Source organism: Bradyrhizobium sp. BR 10261 (assembly GCF_019455395.1).
Taxonomy (GTDB): Bacteria; Pseudomonadota; Alphaproteobacteria; order Rhizobiales; family Xanthobacteraceae; genus Bradyrhizobium; species Bradyrhizobium manausense.
Map to the genome: position 1 here is coordinate 29,964 of NZ_JACOFQ010000005.1, position 17,183 is coordinate 47,146.

Annotated in this window: 15 protein-coding genes; 11 read left to right on the forward strand and 4 right to left on the reverse strand. The window is 61.6% G+C overall.

Annotation, left to right across the window (positions count from 1 at the left end; translation table 11 throughout):
- The first annotated feature begins 9 nt into the window (after positions 1-9).
- Genes HYH07_RS06955 through HYH07_RS06965 form a run of 3 tightly spaced genes read left to right on the forward strand, consistent with a single transcriptional unit; the run spans position 10 to position 2,480 of the window.
- The gene (locus tag HYH07_RS06955; protein ID WP_220001802.1) at positions 10-741 is read left to right on the forward strand and encodes an amino acid ABC transporter permease; all 732 of its coding nucleotides are present in this window, start codon (positions 10-12) and stop codon (positions 739-741) included.
- Entirely contained in the window at positions 738-1,526 is a 789-nt protein-coding gene (locus tag HYH07_RS06960) for an amino acid ABC transporter ATP-binding protein (protein ID WP_409363885.1), read from the forward strand. The genes HYH07_RS06955 and HYH07_RS06960 overlap by 4 nt, the downstream gene beginning before the upstream one ends.
- Positions 1,527-2,480, forward strand: a complete 954-nt coding sequence (locus HYH07_RS06965) for a dihydrodipicolinate synthase family protein (protein WP_220001803.1) — start codon at positions 1,527-1,529, stop codon at positions 2,478-2,480.
- 52 nt (positions 2,481-2,532) lie between these two features.
- On the opposite strand, the gene HYH07_RS06970 is transcribed toward HYH07_RS06965, so the two are convergent.
- Entirely contained in the window at positions 2,533-3,411 is an 879-nt protein-coding gene (locus HYH07_RS06970; RefSeq protein WP_220001804.1) for a GNAT family N-acetyltransferase, read from the reverse strand.
- A gap of 327 nt (positions 3,412-3,738) precedes the next feature.
- On the opposite strand from HYH07_RS06970, the gene HYH07_RS06975 reads away from it, so the two are divergent.
- From HYH07_RS06975 to HYH07_RS06985, 3 genes are all read left to right on the forward strand, one after another.
- Positions 3,739-4,662, forward strand: a complete 924-nt coding sequence (locus HYH07_RS06975; protein WP_220001805.1) for a glyoxylate/hydroxypyruvate reductase A — start codon at positions 3,739-3,741, stop codon at positions 4,660-4,662.
- Between the two features lie 13 nt (positions 4,663-4,675).
- Positions 4,676-5,032 carry a cupin domain-containing protein gene (locus HYH07_RS06980; protein WP_220001806.1) on the forward strand — a complete coding sequence of 119 codons (357 nt, stop codon included), beginning with the start codon at positions 4,676-4,678 and terminating at the stop codon, positions 5,030-5,032.
- Positions 5,033-5,237: 205 nt separating this feature from the next.
- A complete protein-coding gene (locus tag HYH07_RS06985) occupies positions 5,238-6,695 on the forward strand; it encodes an NAD-dependent succinate-semialdehyde dehydrogenase (protein WP_220001807.1) in 1,458 nt (485 codons plus the stop codon).
- 134 nt (positions 6,696-6,829) lie between these two features.
- Here HYH07_RS06985 and HYH07_RS06990 read toward each other — a convergent pair whose 3' ends face one another.
- Complete coding sequence (locus tag HYH07_RS06990; RefSeq protein WP_220002020.1) at positions 6,830-7,519, reverse strand: haloacid dehalogenase type II; 690 nt, start codon at positions 7,517-7,519, stop codon at positions 6,830-6,832.
- A gap of 344 nt (positions 7,520-7,863) precedes the next feature.
- Between HYH07_RS06990 and HYH07_RS06995 the strand changes: the two genes are divergently transcribed.
- Complete coding sequence (locus HYH07_RS06995; RefSeq protein ID WP_220001808.1) at positions 7,864-9,240, forward strand: aspartate aminotransferase family protein; 1,377 nt, start codon at positions 7,864-7,866, stop codon at positions 9,238-9,240.
- A 16-nt stretch (positions 9,241-9,256) separates the two neighbouring features.
- Here the strand turns inward: HYH07_RS06995 and HYH07_RS07000 are convergent, their stop codons facing one another.
- Positions 9,257-9,733, reverse strand: coding sequence for an Lrp/AsnC family transcriptional regulator (locus tag HYH07_RS07000; protein WP_220001809.1), 477 nt, complete (start codon positions 9,731-9,733; stop codon positions 9,257-9,259).
- Positions 9,734-9,847: 114 nt separating this feature from the next.
- Positions 9,848-11,173, reverse strand: coding sequence for an FAD-binding oxidoreductase (locus HYH07_RS07005; protein WP_220001810.1), 1,326 nt, complete (start codon positions 11,171-11,173; stop codon positions 9,848-9,850).
- A 655-nt stretch (positions 11,174-11,828) separates the two neighbouring features.
- On the opposite strand from HYH07_RS07005, the gene HYH07_RS07010 reads away from it, so the two are divergent.
- The 4 genes from HYH07_RS07010 to HYH07_RS07025 all read left to right on the forward strand — a co-directional run bounded on the left by HYH07_RS07010 (position 11,829) and on the right by HYH07_RS07025 (position 17,128).
- Positions 11,829-13,520, forward strand: a complete 1,692-nt coding sequence (locus HYH07_RS07010; protein ID WP_220001811.1) for an ABC transporter ATP-binding protein — start codon at positions 11,829-11,831, stop codon at positions 13,518-13,520.
- Complete coding sequence (locus HYH07_RS07015; protein ID WP_220001812.1) at positions 13,517-15,187, forward strand: peptide ABC transporter substrate-binding protein; 1,671 nt, start codon at positions 13,517-13,519, stop codon at positions 15,185-15,187. The genes HYH07_RS07010 and HYH07_RS07015 overlap by 4 nt, the downstream gene beginning before the upstream one ends.
- A 73-nt stretch (positions 15,188-15,260) precedes the next feature.
- Positions 15,261-16,211 carry an ABC transporter permease gene (locus tag HYH07_RS07020; protein ID WP_220001813.1) on the forward strand — a complete coding sequence of 317 codons (951 nt, stop codon included), beginning with the start codon at positions 15,261-15,263 and terminating at the stop codon, positions 16,209-16,211.
- A gap of 38 nt (positions 16,212-16,249) precedes the next feature.
- Complete coding sequence (locus HYH07_RS07025) at positions 16,250-17,128, forward strand: ABC transporter permease (RefSeq protein WP_220001814.1); 879 nt, start codon at positions 16,250-16,252, stop codon at positions 17,126-17,128.
- Positions 17,129-17,183: the final 55 nt, after the last annotated feature.

A 17,183-nucleotide genomic window follows, 5' to 3' on the forward strand; every position in this document is an offset into this window, starting at 1 on the left:
GACGAGCCGATGAGCCATTTCAGTCCGACGGCCGCCGTCAATTACTTCTTCAACTACTTCCTGATGAAGGGAGTGCTCGTCACCATCGGCTTGACGGTGGCGGCGGTCGTCGGCGGATTGATCCTCGGCATGGGCATCGCGTTGCTGCGCATGTCGTCCAATCCGGTGCTCGCGGGTGCCGCGCGCCTCTACATCTGGTTCTTCCGCGGCACGCCGCTCTTGATCCAGCTGGTCGTGATCTACAGCGGGCTGCCGCAGCTCGGGATCAAGTTCTCCGTGATCACCTGCGCACTCGTTGGCCTGATCCTCAACGAGGCGGCCTATCTCGCCGAGATCGTGCGCAGCGGCTTCATGGCCGTCTCGGCGGGGCAACGCGAAGCGGCCTGGGCACTCAGCCTGTCGCCATGGGTGACGTTCCGTCGCGTCACCCTGCCGCAGGCGTTCCGGCTGATGATCCCGCCGCTCGGCAACTCCATCAACTCGCTGTTGAAGGCGACCTCGCTTGCTTCGGTGATCTCGGTCGAGGAGCTGATGCGCCGCAGTGACATGCTGATGCAGGAGCATTTCCAGATCCTCGAAGTCTATGCGGCCGCGACCGCCTATTACCTGATCCTCACATCAGTCTGGGATGCGGTGCAGCGCCGGCTCGAGAAGCATTTCGGACGGTCGAGCGTTGCGAAATCCAGGAAGGTCGCGAGGGCGGCGCCGGTCGCGCGGGCGAGCGCGGAGGCCCGGGCATGAGCCAGACACCGATGATGACGGAACGTGCAACAGTGCAGCCGCAGCTCCGTGAGGTACCTGCGGTGCGCATGGAGGCGGTCTACAAGCACTATGGTGACTTCACGGCGTTGAATGAGGTCGATCTCAAGGTCGCCAAGGGCGAAAAGATCGTTGTCTGTGGTCCCTCCGGCTCGGGCAAGTCGACGCTCATCCGCTGCATCAACCACATCGAGAAGCACGACGAGGGGCTGATCTACGTCAACGGCGTCGAACTCGACCACCAGCGCAAGAACATCGATGCGGTCAGACGCGACACCGGCATGGTATTCCAGAGCTTCAATCTGTTCCCGCACATGACGGTGCTGGAGAATTGCACTCTGGCGCCAATGACCGCGAACGGCATGAGCGAGGCGGAGGCCAAGGACCTCGCCATGCATTTCCTGACGAAAGTCCGGATTCCGGACCAGGCCGAGAAATATCCTGGGCAGCTCTCGGGCGGCCAGCAGCAGCGCGTCGCCATCGCGCGGGCACTCTGCATGCGTCCCAAGATCATGCTGTTCGACGAGCCGACCTCGGCGCTCGATCCTGAGATGGTCAAGGAGGTGCTGGAGACGATGAAGAAGCTCGCCGAAGAGGGCATGACCATGCTGTGCGTGACCCATGAGATGGGCTTTGCCCGCGAGGTTGCCGACCGCATCGTGTTCATGAACGAGGGCAAGGTGGTCGAGCAGGCCGCGCCGGAGGAATTCTTCAAGCATCCGAAGTCGGAGCGGGCGCGGACGTTCCTCGACCAGATCATTCACTAGATGGCGGCCGTATCCAGCGACATGACGCAAACATTTGGCGCGCGCCTGCGCGGCATCCACGCCGCCACGATCGTGCCGATGACGGCCGATTTCGCCGTGGATGAGGCGCAACTCTCAGCCCACCTCGCCGCAGTCGCGTGCACGCCCGGCATAAATGGGCTCCTCGTCAACGGTCATGCCGGCGAGAATTTCGTTCTGTCGCTGGCCGAGAAACTGCGGGTAGTGGAGCTGGCGCGCCGACACGCGCCGGAGGACTGCTTGATTGTCTCGGGGGTCAATCATGAATCGAGCCTCGAGGCCGCGCGCGAGGCGGCTGCGCTGGAGAGGGCCGGCGCGGATGGGCTGCTGGTGTTTCCTCCCAACAGCTGGGCGCTCGGCCATGCCGATGACTGCGTGATTGAGCATCACCGCCGGATCCGCGATGCGACGGCCGCAGCGCTGATGCTCTATGCCGCGCCCGTCGGCGCGGGCGCGATGGCCTACGTCCCGTCGCTGCTGGAACGGCTCGTCGCAGATCCTCGCTTCGTTGCGATCAAGGAGGGCAGCTGGGAGGTTGCGACGTACGAGCAGAACTTGCGGCTGATCCGCCAGCTGCGTCCGGACTTCGTCGTGCTCGGCTCCGGCGACGAACATCTGCTGACGAGCTATCTCGTCGGCTCGGCCGGCAGCCAGGTCAGCCTCGCCTGCGTGGTGCCGGAGCTTGTCGTCAGCCTCTGGGATGCGGCCGAGGCAGGCGACTGGGCGCGGGCGCGCGCCGCGCACGAGAAGCTCTATCCCCTTGCTGTCGCGATCTATCGCAATGCGCCCGGAGGGCGCGCGACGGCGCGGCTCAAGGCGTGCCTGAAAATGCTTGGACGTCTTTCGTGTGACGCAGTACGACCGCCGCAGCCCTCGGCCACACCGAACGAGTTGCGAGCACTCGAACAGGCGCTGCGGATCACCGGCGTACTCTAGGAAACGAAGAACGATGCGCGCCAGCCTTCAATTGACGAAGCGCTTCCCAGCTTCAGCTCAAGGCGTGACCGGCCAATCCGTAGACCCACGGCTCGTTGTCCTTTCGGTTCAGGAATCGCCGTCCCTTGGACATGGTCGTGACGGTGTCGTGCATCCCGAGACGGCTCTGTTGAAGGAAGTCCGCAAACAGGCCCGTTTGCTCCCGCGTATCCACGCGGGCGAACCTTCCGGCGAGATCCTTGAGATGGACGGCCGTAAGATGGATCGCGTCACCATCATTGCTGGCGACGATGGGGCCGATCACATGACCGCGCCCGAATTCGCGCTTCATGGAATAACCGACGGTCTCACCGCCGCGGCGCAGAACGCAGATTGACGCGCCTTCGGAAAGCAGTGCAAGCAGCTTGTGACGGTTGGCTCCGAACGCGCGTTCGTCCAGTGCCGCGATCGCTTCGATATCGTCGGTGGACAACGGGCTCAATGCACCATCCAGCGCCGGCACTGGCGGAGGTGGTGACACGACCTCACCTTGCCACTGATACACCATGGCCTCCTTCGTGAAGCCCAGCGAAAGATATAGATGATACGCGGCATCGGTCGAGTTGAGGCTCAAATTCCGTTTGCCACACCGCTCGAACACCTGCTCCATGAGCCAACGGCCAGTACCCTGAGCCTGGGTTCGAGGCGATGTGATCACGAGGCCAATGGTCGCGAATTCACGGCCATATGGAAACCACATCGCGCTGCCGAAGACGCGTCCTATGCCATCAACGGCTACGATCCCGTGGCCTGCGCGGCGCAAGAAATCCCAATCCTTGGGCCGATGCGGCCAGCCAACCCCAGCCGAGAGCGCGTGGAGCAGCTTCACATCAACGTCGTTGACGTCTTTCGCGGCCAGTTCAAAGGACTTCACGCGTACCGTTCGTCCCATCTCGACTCGTCCATTCCTTCGCGGGATGCCAATTTCTCGCACATCGCGCCTTTTCTCTCCCGCTAAAATGGACAGCGGGCGCATTTTCGCAGCACTATCGCACGGAAAGCCAGCAGGTTTCGCCTGTTTGGGCCTTCTTTTCGAAATCTTCGGCCTGTCTTGCAACCTAATTCGGCAGGGAAAGCTCCGGCTTGCAGCTACCCTCTCGGTGTTCGGCAAGAACTGTGCAGGCAGAGCGGATCGCCGTGAATCCCCAAGAGAGTCTTGCAAGGCTAATCGCTTTTCCCGGCGTCGTCGACATGCCGGGCGGGGCAGGGGCGTGCATCGATGGCATTTCTTTTCAATTCTGATGCTGCCAGGGGGGCGATCTTCCGGAAGGCTTTTGCGTGCGACCTCCCCGATCTGGAATTTTACCATTGCAGCGAAAGTTTCGACCCGGAAAAGGTGCGCTACCTGCTGACCTGGAGCGCGCCCGATGATCTCTCGCGCTTTTGTAATCTGGAGTTGCTCTTTTCCATAGGGGCTGGAGTCGACCAGTTCAAGCCGGAGACCATACCTGGTCACGTAAAGCTCGTGCGCATGGTCGACGATGGCATCGTTCGCATGATGCAGGAATACGTCGTCCTTGGTGTGCTGACCCTGCATCGCGAAATGCTGGCCTACCGGGAGCAGCAGAGCAGGGGCGTTTGGCAAGCGCTAGCGACGCCCCAGGCGACCGATCGGCGTATTGGCTTCCTCGGCCTTGGCATGCTGGCGCAAGCCGCGATCGACCGCTTGAAACCGTTTCGATTTTCCCTTGCCACGTGGAGCCGCAGCAAGAAGGTGGTCGAGGGAGTCGCCTGCTTTCACGGGGACGACCAGCTTGGCGATTTCCTGCGAGGAACAGATATCCTCGTCTGTCTTCTTCCCCTGACGGAGCAAACAAGCGGCATCCTGAGCGCAAGGCTCTTCTCGCTTTTGCCAGCGGGAGCGAGGCTGCTACACGTCGGCCGCGGCCCGCAGCTGGACCAGGGCGCACTGATCGAGGCGCTCGACAGCGGGCATTTGGCAGCCGCGATGCTTGACGTCACCGATCCCGAGCCGCTGCCGGAAAGCCATCCACTCTGGTCTCATCCGAAGGTGATCATCACGCCGCATATCGCGTCCGTGACGCAACCGCATTCGGCAGCACAAGCCGTCATAGAGAATATCCGGCGGCACCGTGCTGGACAAAATCCGATCGGCCTTGTCGATCGAGCACTCGGCTACTAACAGGAAAAGCGCCATGTCACTTCTGGTCACCATCGACACCAATCCGGACTTCGCACCGAAGAACGCATCGCCTGCCCCGGAACGGCTCATTTCCGGCAATCCGTCGTTCAAGACCTGGGCTCAGGACGCCTCGAAAGGCGAGAAGGTGCTGACCGGCGTCTGGGAAGCAACGCCGGGCGAGACCCATTCCATCAAGGGCACCACCTTCGAGTTCTGCCACATTCTCTCGGGCGTCATCGAAATCGAGGAAAAAGGGGGTGAGACCAGGAGGTACCGCGCCGGCGACAGCTTTGTGATGAAGCCCGGCTTCGTCGGGGTCTGGCGGACGATCGAGACCGTGCGAAAGATCTACGTCTGCCATTATGATTGAGACAACGTTGAGGGCGGCACTAGCAGCCCTCGGAATGTTCGACCTCCCGGACCGCGCCTAGCCAAATTCAACGCGGCAAGACACTTCATTCTTGATGAAAAATGCGGCGTGCCGTCCTGTACTGCTCGCATGAGACGGCTTCGTCTCGCCACGCGCAAATCAGAAGGTGATGGTGAGGCCGGGCCTGAAGCCAAGGAGCAAGCCCATGATTGCGTTGAAGGACAAGAATCTGTTTCGCCAGCAAGCGCTGATCGGCGGCATTTGGCGGGATGCGAGCACGAAAGCCACCGTTGATGTCATCGATCCTGCCAGCCAGAAAGTCCTTGGCACCATCCCCGACATGGGCCGAGACGAGACCAGGGCAGCAATCGAGGCTGCGGCCGCTGCGTTCAAGCACTGGAAGGCAAAGGCTCATGCAGAGCGTGCCGCACTACTGGAGCGTTGGTATGAGCTCATGCGAGGCCATGAGCAGGATTTGGCGCTTCTGCTCACGCTGGAACAGGGCAAGCCGCTTGCGGAATCGCTCGGAGAAATCCGTTATGGCGCATCCTTCGTCAAATGGTTTGCCGAAGAGGCCCGCCGCATCAACGGATCGACTATCCCGGCGCCCACAGCCGATCGCCGCATTCTGGTGCTGAAAGAGCCCGTCGGCGTCTGCGGGATCATCACGCCCTGGAATTTCCCCAACGCGATGATAACGCGGAAGGTGGCACCAGCGCTTGCCGCGGGCTGCACAGTCGTCATCAAACCTTCCGAGTTTACGCCTTTTTCCGCTCTCGCCATTGCTGTTCTGGCTGAACGGGCCGGAATCCCGGCGGGCGTGATCAACATCGTGACGGGCATGCCGGCAGACATTGGCGCGGAGCTGATGGCCAACGAAACCGTCCGCAAGATCTCGTTCACCGGATCGACCCGCGTCGGCGCTTTGCTGATGAAAGGCGCCGCTGACAACATCAAGAGACTGAGCCTTGAGCTCGGTGGCAACGCGCCGTTCATCGTTTTTGACGATGCCGATATCGACCGGGCGGTCGAGGGGGCGATTGCGTCAAAATTCCGCAATGGCGGGCAAACGTGCGTCTGCTGCAATCGCATTCTCGTTCAATCCGGCATTTACGACGCCTTCGCCCGGAAGCTTGCCAGTCAGGTCGCAAAAATGAAGGTCGGTCCCGGCACGGAAGACGACGTTGCGATTGGGCCGATGATCAATGGCGCGGCGATCGAGAAGATCAAGCGGCACATCACGGACGCCCTGAACAAGGGCGCAAAGATCATCGCGGAGAGTGGGGCGGTGCCGGAAGGTCGGCAATATGCCCGCCCCGTCGTGCTCGGCGGCGCAACCACCGAGATGCTGCTGGCTTCAGAGGAGACGTTCGGGCCGGTCGCACCACTTTTCCGCTTCGAGACCGAGGACGAGGCGATTGCGATCGCAAATGGCACGCCATTCGGCCTTGCCGCCTATTTCTATACTGAAAACCTCAAGCGCTCATGGCGTGTTGCCGAGGCGCTCGAGTTCGGCATGGTCGGCCTGAACACCGGCCTGATCTCGACCGAGGTGGCGCCGTTCGGCGGCGTCAAGCAGTCGGGCCTCGGACGCGAGGGATCCCAGCTTGGGATGGAAGAATATCTCGAGACCAAGGCGCTCCATGTCGGCGGTTTGGACTGAGCGGCCATCGAATGAGCAGCTGAAACAAGAAAAGGGGGCGGTCGAACCGCCCCCTTTTTCCTTCACTGCGTACCGATCTCGATTGAAGCTTTTGAAGAACTGAAGCGCAACGAGAGAACCCGAGGGAACTGCGCTCAGGCGCTTTTGCGCAGGGGCTCCAGGCCGACTGCCGCAGCAAGCCCTCCGATGTCAGCGACCTCGGTGTATTCATAGTAGGGGTTCGCGGGCTCGTGACCGCGGTTCACCCAGACCTTGCTCTTGATTCCGAGATCGTAGGCCGTCATCAGGTCGTAGCGGAAGGAGGAGGAGACGTGGGTAATGTCTTCCGGCCCGCAGCCCAGCTTGTCAAACATGTACTCAAAGCCCTTCATGTGCGGCTTGTAGGCGCCGGTTTCCTCGGCCGTGATGACCATGTGGAAGGGGGCACCGAGCTTCTCCACGTTCGACATGATGAGGTTCTTCATGGAGTTCGACAGGATGACCAGCGGAATCTCCCTGGCAACTTTGGCCAGACCCGCTGGGACGTCGGGATGTGGACCCCATGTGTGGATCTCTTCATTGATGCGCTGGGCATGCTCCGGACGAAATGCGATGCCGTTGCGCTTGCACGCGCGCTCCAGCGCATTGTGCACGACTTCGAAGTACGGCTTCCATGCGCCAAGAACCTCGTCCAGGCGATAGGCAGCGAAATCCTTGATGAAACTTGCCATCGTCGTGGCAGAAAGTTGAGAGCCATAGACTCTCCTTGCTGCGCCGGCCATGTCGAAATTGGTCAGCGTGCCGTAACAGTCGAAGGTGATGTACTTGGGTCTAAACGTTGCCATGGCTCGATCCTTTTCGTCCTCACGCACCGCGCTCCGGTACGACAGGGATCATAGCGGGCAGCCGAACGGATAAAGCACCGCTGTCGCGGCGGCCGGAAGCAGATTGTGTCGTATCGGATCGCAGGCATGGCAGAGAGTTGTGCGAACAGGTGATTTCGACTTGAGCACCAATACCTGGCGCAGGCCGATGCCGGCATAAGATGCGGCGCAGATCGTCAATGACAGTCAGAATGCCCTTCGTCGATGTCCAGCCTGGGAGCAAGTGCTGTCCTGGGCGTCTTACGTTGAGCTCCGAAGACATCGGAGCGGGCCGCACGAGCATTGCGGCTGATCTGGAGGACGACATGTTGAGCAACTCGCTGATTGAGCTCGATCGCGCGCATCTGATTCACCCGGTCTCATCCTATCGCAGCCACGAGGCGACAGGCGTCCGTGTGCTGAAGTCGGGGAAGGGCGCGACGCTGACAGACGTCTCGGGACGTCAATTGCTGGACGGTTTTGCGGGCCTGTGGTGCGTCAATGCCGGCTACGGACAGGACAGCATCGTCGAGGCGGCCTTGAGGCAGCTCCGCGAGCTGCCTTATGCGACGGGCTATTTCGGGTTGGGCTCCGACCCGGCGATCCGGCTGGCCGCCAGGCTGGCCGAATTGGCGCCTGGCGATCTGAATCATGTCTATTTCACCTTGGGCGGCTCAGATGCCGTCGACAGCACGATCCGGTTCATCCGGTACTATTATCACGCCAAGGGTAGGCCGCAGAAGGACCAGTTCATTTCGCTCGAGCAGGGCTACCATGGATCGTCGACCGCCGGATCCGGCCTGACTGCTCTGCCGGCCTTTCATGCGGGATTTGGAGTGCCATACAACTGGCAGCACAAGATTCCGTCGCACTACGCCTATCGCAATCCTGTCGGTCCCCATCCACAGGCCATCATTGCGGCCTCGGTCGCGGCGTTGCGAGCCAAGATCGCCGAACTCGGCGCCGAACGCGTTGCCGCCTTCTATGTCGAGCCGATACAGGGGTCAGGAGGCGTCCTCGTTCCGCCGCCGTCTTGGCTGAAGGCGATGCATGCTGTTTGCAGGGAGCACGATGTTCTGTTCGTTGCCGATGAGGTCATCACCGGCTTCGGCCGTGTCGGTCCGCTGTTCGCTTGTGAAGAGGACGATGTCGTGCCGGATCTCATGACCATGGCCAAGGGCCTGACGTCGGGCTATGTGCCGATGGGGGCCGTTCTGATGTCCGACCGCGTCTACAACACCATTGCAGACGGCGCCGGCAAGACGGCCGTCGGCCACGGCTACACCTATTCCGCACACCCCGTCAGCGCAGCCGTCGGGCTCGCGTGCCTGGATCTTTACGAAAACGGCCTGCTGGAGAACGGCCGTAAGGCCGGGCATCGTCTGATGGAAGGGCTTCGCGGGCTTGCCGATCATCCGCTCGTCGGCGATGTCAGGGGGCGTGGTATGCTGGGCGCAATCGAGCTTGTCACCGACAAGCAGCGCAAGACGCCGCTGCCGGCCGAAGCCGACGCGGCGCGCCGTATCTTCGATCGCGCATGGGATAACGGCCTCGTCATCCGCGCCTTCGCTCAGGGCGTGCTGGGCTATGCGCCGCCGCTTTGCTGCACGGATGCGGATATCGACGGCATCATCGAGCGGACAAGGGTCACGCTCGACCAGACGCTCGAAGACAAGGACGTCCGCGCAGCGATGAACGGTTGATCGCTGCGCCTGCTTGTCAGCTATTGAAGATGCTTTCGAGCGGCAAATGGGACTTCACGATCGGCGATTTTAGCACGACGAAACTGAAATATTTGTCGATGCCGATATCCATCTCGACCAGGCGTTCCATGACCGCCTGGTACTCGCTGATCCCGGCCGTGATGAATTTGACGAGATAGTCGTATCCGCCCGAAACGAGATGGCACTCGACGACGGAATCGATCTTTTCGATCGTCGTGAGAAAGCGCGCGAAATCGATCTGACGATGATTCTTGAGGGTGATTTCGGCGAAGACAGTGAGAGTTTGGCCGAGCTTGGAAACGTCAATCCGGGCGGAATAGCCGGTGATGAAACCTTCCGTCTGGAGCCTCTTCACCCGCATCAGGCACGGGCTCGGAGAAAGGTTGATCAGCTCTGCGAGCTCGACGTTGGAAATCCGCCCGTTCTTCTGTAGTTCGCATAAAATCCTGATGTCGATCTTATCAAGCTTCATCGCAATGCCATGAGATGGGGGCGACAACGGCGTCAAGGATCTGAGACTTCTGCGTCATACACATCGTCATAACATCAACCAGCATGTTTTCCCACCGGACCGTGGAAATTGCCTTTAGAACTCGCTGACCTTGCCCCAGGCGCTCATTTTCAGCCGCTCCGGCCTGTAAGGCCGCGGATCGACAATGGGCGGACTGCCCGTGATGATGTCGGCGATCATATGCCCCGCGCCTGGGCCAATTCCAAAACCGTGGCCGCTGAATCCCGCCGCAAGAATGAAACCTGGAATCGATTCAACTTCACCGATTGCGGGAATGCCGTCCGGCGTGCTGTCGATGTAGCCGGCCCAGACGTTCGAGATCGCGACGTGCCGGAGTTCCGGCACGAGCTTGCAGGCTCTTCGGTGCGTCAGCCGAATCTGCCTCATGTCAGGGCGCGGATCGAGCGTCCGGTTCAGCTCCATCGGGGTCACCGCGTCGAGACGCCATTTCGCCAAGGATTCATGGCCCTGCCTCAGGCCCTCGAAAGCCCCAGGGCTGAGACTTCGCCACCGGCGCGCGAACATGGGCAGGAATTCGCGGCCGAACCTGAACTGCTGCGGCGTCGGATCGACCCGCGCACGCCCGCTGATTGCCAGCGTGTATCCGCCGTTGCCGCGTCGCGTGGCCGATACGAGCCCGGCGTACAGGGCATCAGGCAGCCCGGCCGCGCCGGGAGCCAGGGCGAGAATGGAAGAGCGCACGGATGCCTGCGGAAAGCGAATACCAAGCTGGTTGCAAAACGAAGACGCCCACGCGCCTCCTGCCATGACCACCGTTTTCGACCGGATCGTGCCGGCTTCGGTCACCACTCCGCTGACCCGGCCGGCAGTGAGCTCTATGCCGCGCGCCGCGCAATGCTGGTGCACGGTGCCGCCCGCCGCCATGATCGCACGCGCCGCGATGGGCACGGCCTTTGAGGTATCAGCCGTCCCATCGGTTGGCGAGAAGACGCCGCCTTTCCACTTGCGATCGGTCATCTTGCCTCTCGCGTTCGCCTCCTCGGCGCTCAACATGTGCGTCGTAACGCCGACGGTCCTGGCGAAGTCGCGCCACTTGGCCCAGCCGGCCAGCTCATTTTCGTCGTTCGACAAGTACAGCAGACCGCAACGGCGAAAACCGGTATCCTCACCCGTCTCCTCGGCAACTCGCTCCCAGAGCGCGAGGCTCTTGGTCGCAAGCGGCAGCTCGCGGGCGTCGCGGTTCTGCTGGCGGCACCATCCCCAGTTGCGGCTTGACTGTTCGGCGGCGACGCGGCCTTTTTCAAGCAGTGCGACCTTGAGGCCGCGACGGGCGAGATAGTAGCTCGTGAACACGCCCACCACCCCGCCGCCGATGACCACGACGTCTGCCTCACGAGGCAAGGACGGACTGGATTCGATATGCAGGAGCGGTGCGCTCATCGGACGGTGATCTCCGGTGGTTGCCGTAGCGTAACCGAGGAGTTGCGGCAGGCCCGGCGGACTTTGGTCATGGGACCGAATATCCTGCGGTTTGCTGCCTTTGACACAGGCAATTATTGCGACAATTCTTTGCATGCGCCGCAGTTTGCAGGGCGAGGCCGATGCAGGTGCCCTGCAATCCGTCGCGCGCTCTCTTGGCAGGGCGCCACAGCGGACCTGGCCTCGCAGACTGAAATGCCAAATCAGACTTCGTTTTCAGAAGTTCCTGCTGCTTCGTCGCCGGCTTTCGGCGACTCCGGGGCGATCGAAATCGTCAAGATCGGCAGAACCAACCGATCAATCGACCGAAGTCCATAAAGGCAACTTGCATGAGCCGTGTCCAGGAGCAGGCCTTCGCGGGAGCGATCAAGCCATGACGTGGATGCCATCTGAGGTTCACTTCGATCGAGGTGGCCGGTCAGGTAGGCACTGTGCTCCGAGCAACAGCTCTTGCGTCTTGCACGAAGAGGCCTGAATCATGTCGCAGCCTCCAACGAAGGAATGGCAAGTTGAGCGGCGAATTATTGACTTGTCCCAGGAGCGTGGAGGCGCAAGGAGCCGAAGGCGCCGGCCGCAGCAAGATGACGGCGCTGGCTTGAAAGAGGAGGATGCTCGCATGGCCTCTGGCATCCAGGCGGCAAGCCCCGTCGATGTTGCACTGTCGGTGCGCGAGCTGACCGTGAGTCTGCCGGAAGGAATGGAGCGGGCCTACGCCGTCGAGAACATCTGCTTCGATCTGAAGCGCGGACAGATTCTCTGTATCATCGGGGAATCCGGATCGGGCAAGTCGGTCACCGCCAACGCGATCATGGGTCTTCTGCCGAAGGCGATCCGGGTCTCCTCGGGTGAGATCCACCTGGATGGGACGAATATCGTAGGCCTCTCGGCCGACAAGCTTCGCAGCCTGCGCGGCCGCGTCGTGTCGATGATCTTTCAAGACCCTCTCTCGGCGCTCAACCCGCTGATGACCGTGGGCGCGCAGATCGAGGAGGTGATGGCCGCGCACGATGTCGGCACGCCGGCCTCCCGTCGCAGCCGGGCCATCGACCTGTTGATTGAAGTGGGTTTGCCCGACCCGCAACTCATGTATCACCAATATCCCTTCCGGCTTTCGGGCGGACAGCGGCAACGGGTCATGATCGCCATGGCTCTGGCCCTCGAGCCTGCGATCCTGATTGCGGACGAGCCGACCACCGCACTTGATGTCACGACCCAGGCGCAGATCCTGCAATTGATCCGCGACATACAGCGCCGCAAGGGGATGAGCGTCATGTTCATCACCCACGATTTCGGCGTCGTGGCCGAGATCGCCGATTACGTTGTGGTGATGGAGAAAGGCCATTGCGTGGAGCAGGGCGGTGCCGCGCAAGTCCTGAAGTCGCCCAGCCACCTCTATACGCGGCGGCTGATCGCGGCCGTGCCGCACCTGACCGGTAAGGACCGTGTTGCCTTGGACGCCGCCGACAGGGAACCCATCCTGAAGGTTGAAAGCCTCGTAAAGACCTATCGTAGCGGCAGCGCACTTTTCCGTACGCAGCGCATCGTGCCCGCGGTCAATGGCGTCACCTTCGATCTCTCGTCGGGGCGCACGCTGGGCGTCGTCGGCGAAAGCGGCTCGGGGAAATCGTCGCTCGGCCGGCTGCTGATCAAGCTTATGGAGAGCGACAGCGGCTCGATTCTGTTCGAGGGCCGCGACCTGGCTGGGCTTTCTGAAGCCAAGTTTCGGCCGTTGCGGCCAAAAATCCAGATGATCTTCCAGGATCCTTTTGCTTCGCTCAATCCGCGATCGACGGTCGGGCAAATTTTGACAGTTGGTCCCGTCGCGCATGGGATGCGCTACAGTGAAGCCGACGAGCGGGCGCGGGAGCTTCTGGCCCATGTCGGCCTCGATTCAGGAGCCTTCGACCGCTATCCACACGAGTTCTCCGGCGGGCAGCGCCAACGCATCGGCATCGCCCGGGCGCTGATGTTCAAGCCAAAGCTGCTGATTGCCGACGAAGCGGTCTCTGCGCTCGACGTATCGATCCAGGCCCAGATCCTGAAACTGCTGGACCAGATTCAGCGCGAGACGGGCGTCTCGATGATCTTCATCACGCATGATCTGCGCGTCGCCAGCCAGATCTGCGACGAAATCGCCGTCATGCATCGAGGACAAATCGTGGAACGCGGTCCGCCGTCCCAGATCTTTCTCGCCCCGAAATCCAGTTACACGCGAGAGCTGGTGGCGGCGATCCCGGGCGAGCAGCCCGGAAGCATGCCTCAACATGAAGGCTACGTCGAGAACCCCAAGCAAGGAGAGTCGTTATGATCAAGCGGTCTGCGGATACATCGAACTACTCGCGGCGCGATGCCCTGCGAATGGTGGCGTTCGGCGGAGCTGCTGCCTTCATAACGCCGAACCTGCTTGGCGAGCCCGCCTTCGCTCGTAGCTCTGCGGCTAAGCCGAGCGGCCGCGTGATCGTCGGGCTCGGACAAGAGCCGACCGTATTCAATCCGCTGATGGCCCACATCGAAGTCGATGACGGCGTGCATTTCTCGGTTTTCGACGCGCTCTTCCGCATCGATCCTCAAGGCGCCATTCAGCCCAACCTTGCGGTGGAAGTGCCGGACCAGAAGAATGGGGGGATCTCGCAGGACGGTCTCCAGTGGCGCATTCGTCTGCGTGACGACGTTCGCTGGCACGATGGCAGGCCCTTCGGTGCCGAGGACGTGAAGTTCACGCTCGAGCTGATCACGAATCCCGACTTCCGGGCTTGGCGCACCGCCGGACATGCTCTCGTGCGCGACATCACCGTGATCTCACCGACGGAGATCTCGTGGCGAATGGAAGAGGCCTTTGCGCCGTATTTGTCGTTCCTGACCGAAACCTTCATCGTCCCCAAGCACATTCTGGGGACGGAGGCCAATCCGAACAACGCCGCCTTTAACCAGGCGCCGGTCGGCACCGGTCCGTTCAAGTGGGGACAGCGCGTCGCCGGCGATCATCTCGAGCTTGTGGCTAACCCCGACTATTTCGGTGAAGGCCCTCACATCGAGAGGCTGGTCTTCAAATACATTCCCGATCTCACCGTCCTCTACACCCAATTCAAGAGCGGCGACATCGATCTGGTGGGGCAGCCCTACATCACCCCTGATCACTACGGGGAAGCCAAAACGCTGCCGAACCGCGTCGTGACCCTCGTCCCGAGGACCTCATTCGAGTCCTTCTACCTGAACCTCGAGCGGCCGCAGTTCAAGGAGCTTGCGGTTCGCGAGGCGCTTTACGCGGCGATCGACAAGGAGGCGATCATCCAGGGGCTCTATTATGGAGTGCCGGCTCCGACAGAGACCTTCATGCCGCGGCAGTCCTTCTTCTTCAACGCCAATCTGCCGCTGCACCAGTTCGATCTCAATCGCGCGCGCAAGATCCTCGATCAAGCCGGCTGGGCGCCGGGAGGCGACGGCATTCGCACCAAGAACGGCGTTCGTCTGTCCTTTACCAATTCGACCACGTCCGGCGATCCCTTGCGCGAACAGGTGCAGCAGTACCTGCAGCAGACGTTTGCTCAGCTGGGGGTCGAGATGAAGATATCGAACCTGCCCGCCGCCGTGATGTGGGGCGAGTTCTGGGGGCAATCAAAATTCGATTCCGTCATCGTCGGCAGCACCTACTTGATCGGCGCAGACCCAGACGTAACCAATCGCTTGCACTCGCGGTCGATCGCCGCGAAGGGCGGCCGCGGCTCGAATAATGCGCAGTATGCGAATCCGGAGGTCGATGCGCTGCTCGACAAGGGCGCGCGCACCTTCGATCCGGAAGCCCGGCGCGCGATCTACGCTCGCGTCCAGGAACTGGTCCGTCGCGACCTGCCCTTCCTTCCGTTGTACCAGAGCAATGCGGTCGAAGGCCTCAAGAAAGGGATCAACGGTTTCGTGCCGAACGGCAATACGCGCACGGAATCGTGGAACGCGCTGGCTTGGTATTGGGCGAGCTGATGTGCTGCCGGCCGAGGCCCTGTGGCCGAGATCGGCGCTGGAGTGATGCTGCAACGCCAACATGGTGACTCGAATGTCCGGGTTCCTGCTCAATCGTCTCTCGCAGAGCATCGTGCTGCTGGTGATCGTCTCGATCATCGGCTTCACGGTTCTCAACCTCATGCCCGGCGGTCCTCTCGCGCAGTTCGGGCTCGATCCGGGCATGACGCAGAAGGATGTGGAGCGGCTCGCGGCGCAGCTCGGGCTAAACCGGCCGCTATGGATTCAGTATCTCGATTGGGCCTGGCGGCTGCTCCAGGGCGATTGGGGACACTCATTCCGCGACGGCTCTTCGGTGCTGGCGGTGATTGGTCGGCACCTGCTGGCGACGCTGCTGCTCATGGGCACGTCCACCGCATTTGCGATCGCCGTCGGTGCCTGGATCGGAATCCGCGGGGCGACCCACCGCTATTCCCTGTTTGACTACTGCGCGACCGTCGGCGCCATGGTCGCGCTGTCGGTCCCGACTTTCTGGTTCGGCCTCATCGGCATCTACATCTTCACCCTGAAGCTCGGGTGGGTTCCTGCAGGTAACATGTACACGATCGGCGACGGCTCCGTGCTGGACTATCTGCATCACCTGATCTTGCCGAGCCTTGTGCTGTCGCTCGTTCATGTCGCGATCTGGAGCCGCTACATGCGCACGGCGACACTCGATGCGCTGAGTCAGGATTTCGTCAAGACGGCGCGCGCCAAGGGCGTCAGCGAGCGCCGCATCCTGCTGAAGCATGTCGTCGGCAATGCGTTGCTGCCGATGATCACGCTGGCAGGGATGCAGCTGCCCAGCATCCTGACCGGCGCGTTGGTCACCGAGACGGTCTTTACGTGGCCGGGAATGGGTCGGCTGTTTCTCGATAGTCTCGGTTACAGCGACTATCCCGTCGTGATGGGGCTGTTGATATTCTCGGCGATCCTGGTCGTGTTGGGCAACCTGATCGCAGACATCATCATCGCCACCGTCGACCCGCGCATTCGCCTGGGCTGAGCCCGCGGAGTAACGCCTGATAACAGGAGGCAGCAGATATGACCGTCATCGCCGCGCCCGCTACTCCGACTCGCTGGTGGCACAGCCGTGCGGTGTCCCGCTTCACGCGTCATCATCTGGCGCTCGTTGGGATCGCGATGATCAGCCTGCTCGTGCTGGCGTGCGTCCTCGGTCCCTATGCCTTGCCTTACGATACCCTCCAGATCGACCTGCGCGCGCGCTTTGCTCCACCTCTCAGCGGTCAGCACTATTTGGGCACCGACCCCTTGGGACGTGACCTGGCCGCACGGCTCTTGATGGCCGGGCGCATCTCGCTGCTGGTGGGTTTCTCCGCGATGTTGCTGTCAACGCTGATCGGCACCTTGGTCGGCGTGACGGCCGGCTATCGCGGTGGCTGGGTCGGGGTGGCGCTGATGCGTACCGTGGACGGCTTCCTGTCCTATCCCTCGATCTTCCTCGTCCTGGCGCTGGCCGCGACGCTGCGGCCGAGTCCCGTCATGATCACCGTCATCATTGCCGTCACGAGCTGGATGGAAACTGCCAGGATCGTCGAGGCCGAAGTCCGTTCGCTGCGCGAGCGCGAGTTTGTCCAGGCTGCACGCATGGTGGGGCTCAGCGGGAAGCATATCATGTTCCGCGAGATCTTGCCCAATGCCATGGGTCCGATCATCGTGGCCGCAAGCCTGGCGGTCGCCCGCGCGATTCTGCTGGAAGCCTATATCAGCTTCCTCGGCTACGGCATCCAGCCGCCGCTGCCGAGCTGGGGCAATATGCTCAACGGCGCCCAGCAATATCTGGCGAGCGCTCCATGGCTCGCGATCATTCCCGGTGCCGCAATTACGATTGCGGTGACGAGCTTCAACTTCATCGGCGACGGTCTGCGAGATGCCCTCGACGTTCGAGACGACCACATTTGATACGTCGAGCCGAGCCACGGCTGATCATACGAGACGCAAACGCCATGCACGCCCC

What these genes read in the sequence shown, in the direction of transcription:
- HYH07_RS06960 (WP_409363885.1), top strand. Translation starts at nt 738, where the DNA reads ATGAGCCAGACACCGATGATGACGGAACGTGCAACAGTGCAGCCGCAG.
- HYH07_RS06980 (WP_220001806.1), top strand. Translation starts at nt 4,676, where the DNA reads ATGTCACTTCTGGTCACCATCGACACCAATCCGGACTTCGCACCGAAG.
- HYH07_RS06985 (WP_220001807.1), top strand. Translation starts at nt 5,238, where the DNA reads ATGATTGCGTTGAAGGACAAGAATCTGTTTCGCCAGCAAGCGCTGATC.
- HYH07_RS07005 (WP_220001810.1), bottom strand. Translation starts at nt 11,173, where the DNA reads ATGAGCGCACCGCTCCTGCATATCGAATCCAGTCCGTCCTTGCCTCGT.
- HYH07_RS06995 (WP_220001808.1), top strand. Translation starts at nt 7,864, where the DNA reads ATGTTGAGCAACTCGCTGATTGAGCTCGATCGCGCGCATCTGATTCAC.
- HYH07_RS07015 (WP_220001812.1), top strand. Translation starts at nt 13,517, where the DNA reads ATGATCAAGCGGTCTGCGGATACATCGAACTACTCGCGGCGCGATGCC.
- HYH07_RS06965 (WP_220001803.1), top strand. Translation starts at nt 1,527, where the DNA reads ATGGCGGCCGTATCCAGCGACATGACGCAAACATTTGGCGCGCGCCTG.
- HYH07_RS07010 (WP_220001811.1), top strand. Translation starts at nt 11,829, where the DNA reads ATGGCCTCTGGCATCCAGGCGGCAAGCCCCGTCGATGTTGCACTGTCG.
- HYH07_RS06955 (WP_220001802.1), top strand. Translation starts at nt 10, where the DNA reads ATGAGCCATTTCAGTCCGACGGCCGCCGTCAATTACTTCTTCAACTAC.
- HYH07_RS06975 (WP_220001805.1), top strand. Translation starts at nt 3,739, where the DNA reads ATGGCATTTCTTTTCAATTCTGATGCTGCCAGGGGGGCGATCTTCCGG.
- HYH07_RS07020 (WP_220001813.1), top strand. Translation starts at nt 15,261, where the DNA reads ATGTCCGGGTTCCTGCTCAATCGTCTCTCGCAGAGCATCGTGCTGCTG.
- HYH07_RS07025 (WP_220001814.1), top strand. Translation starts at nt 16,250, where the DNA reads ATGACCGTCATCGCCGCGCCCGCTACTCCGACTCGCTGGTGGCACAGC.
- HYH07_RS07000 (WP_220001809.1), bottom strand. Translation starts at nt 9,733, where the DNA reads ATGAAGCTTGATAAGATCGACATCAGGATTTTATGCGAACTACAGAAG.
- HYH07_RS06970 (WP_220001804.1), bottom strand. Translation starts at nt 3,411, where the DNA reads ATGGGACGAACGGTACGCGTGAAGTCCTTTGAACTGGCCGCGAAAGAC.
- HYH07_RS06990 (WP_220002020.1), bottom strand. Translation starts at nt 7,519, where the DNA reads ATGGCAACGTTTAGACCCAAGTACATCACCTTCGACTGTTACGGCACG.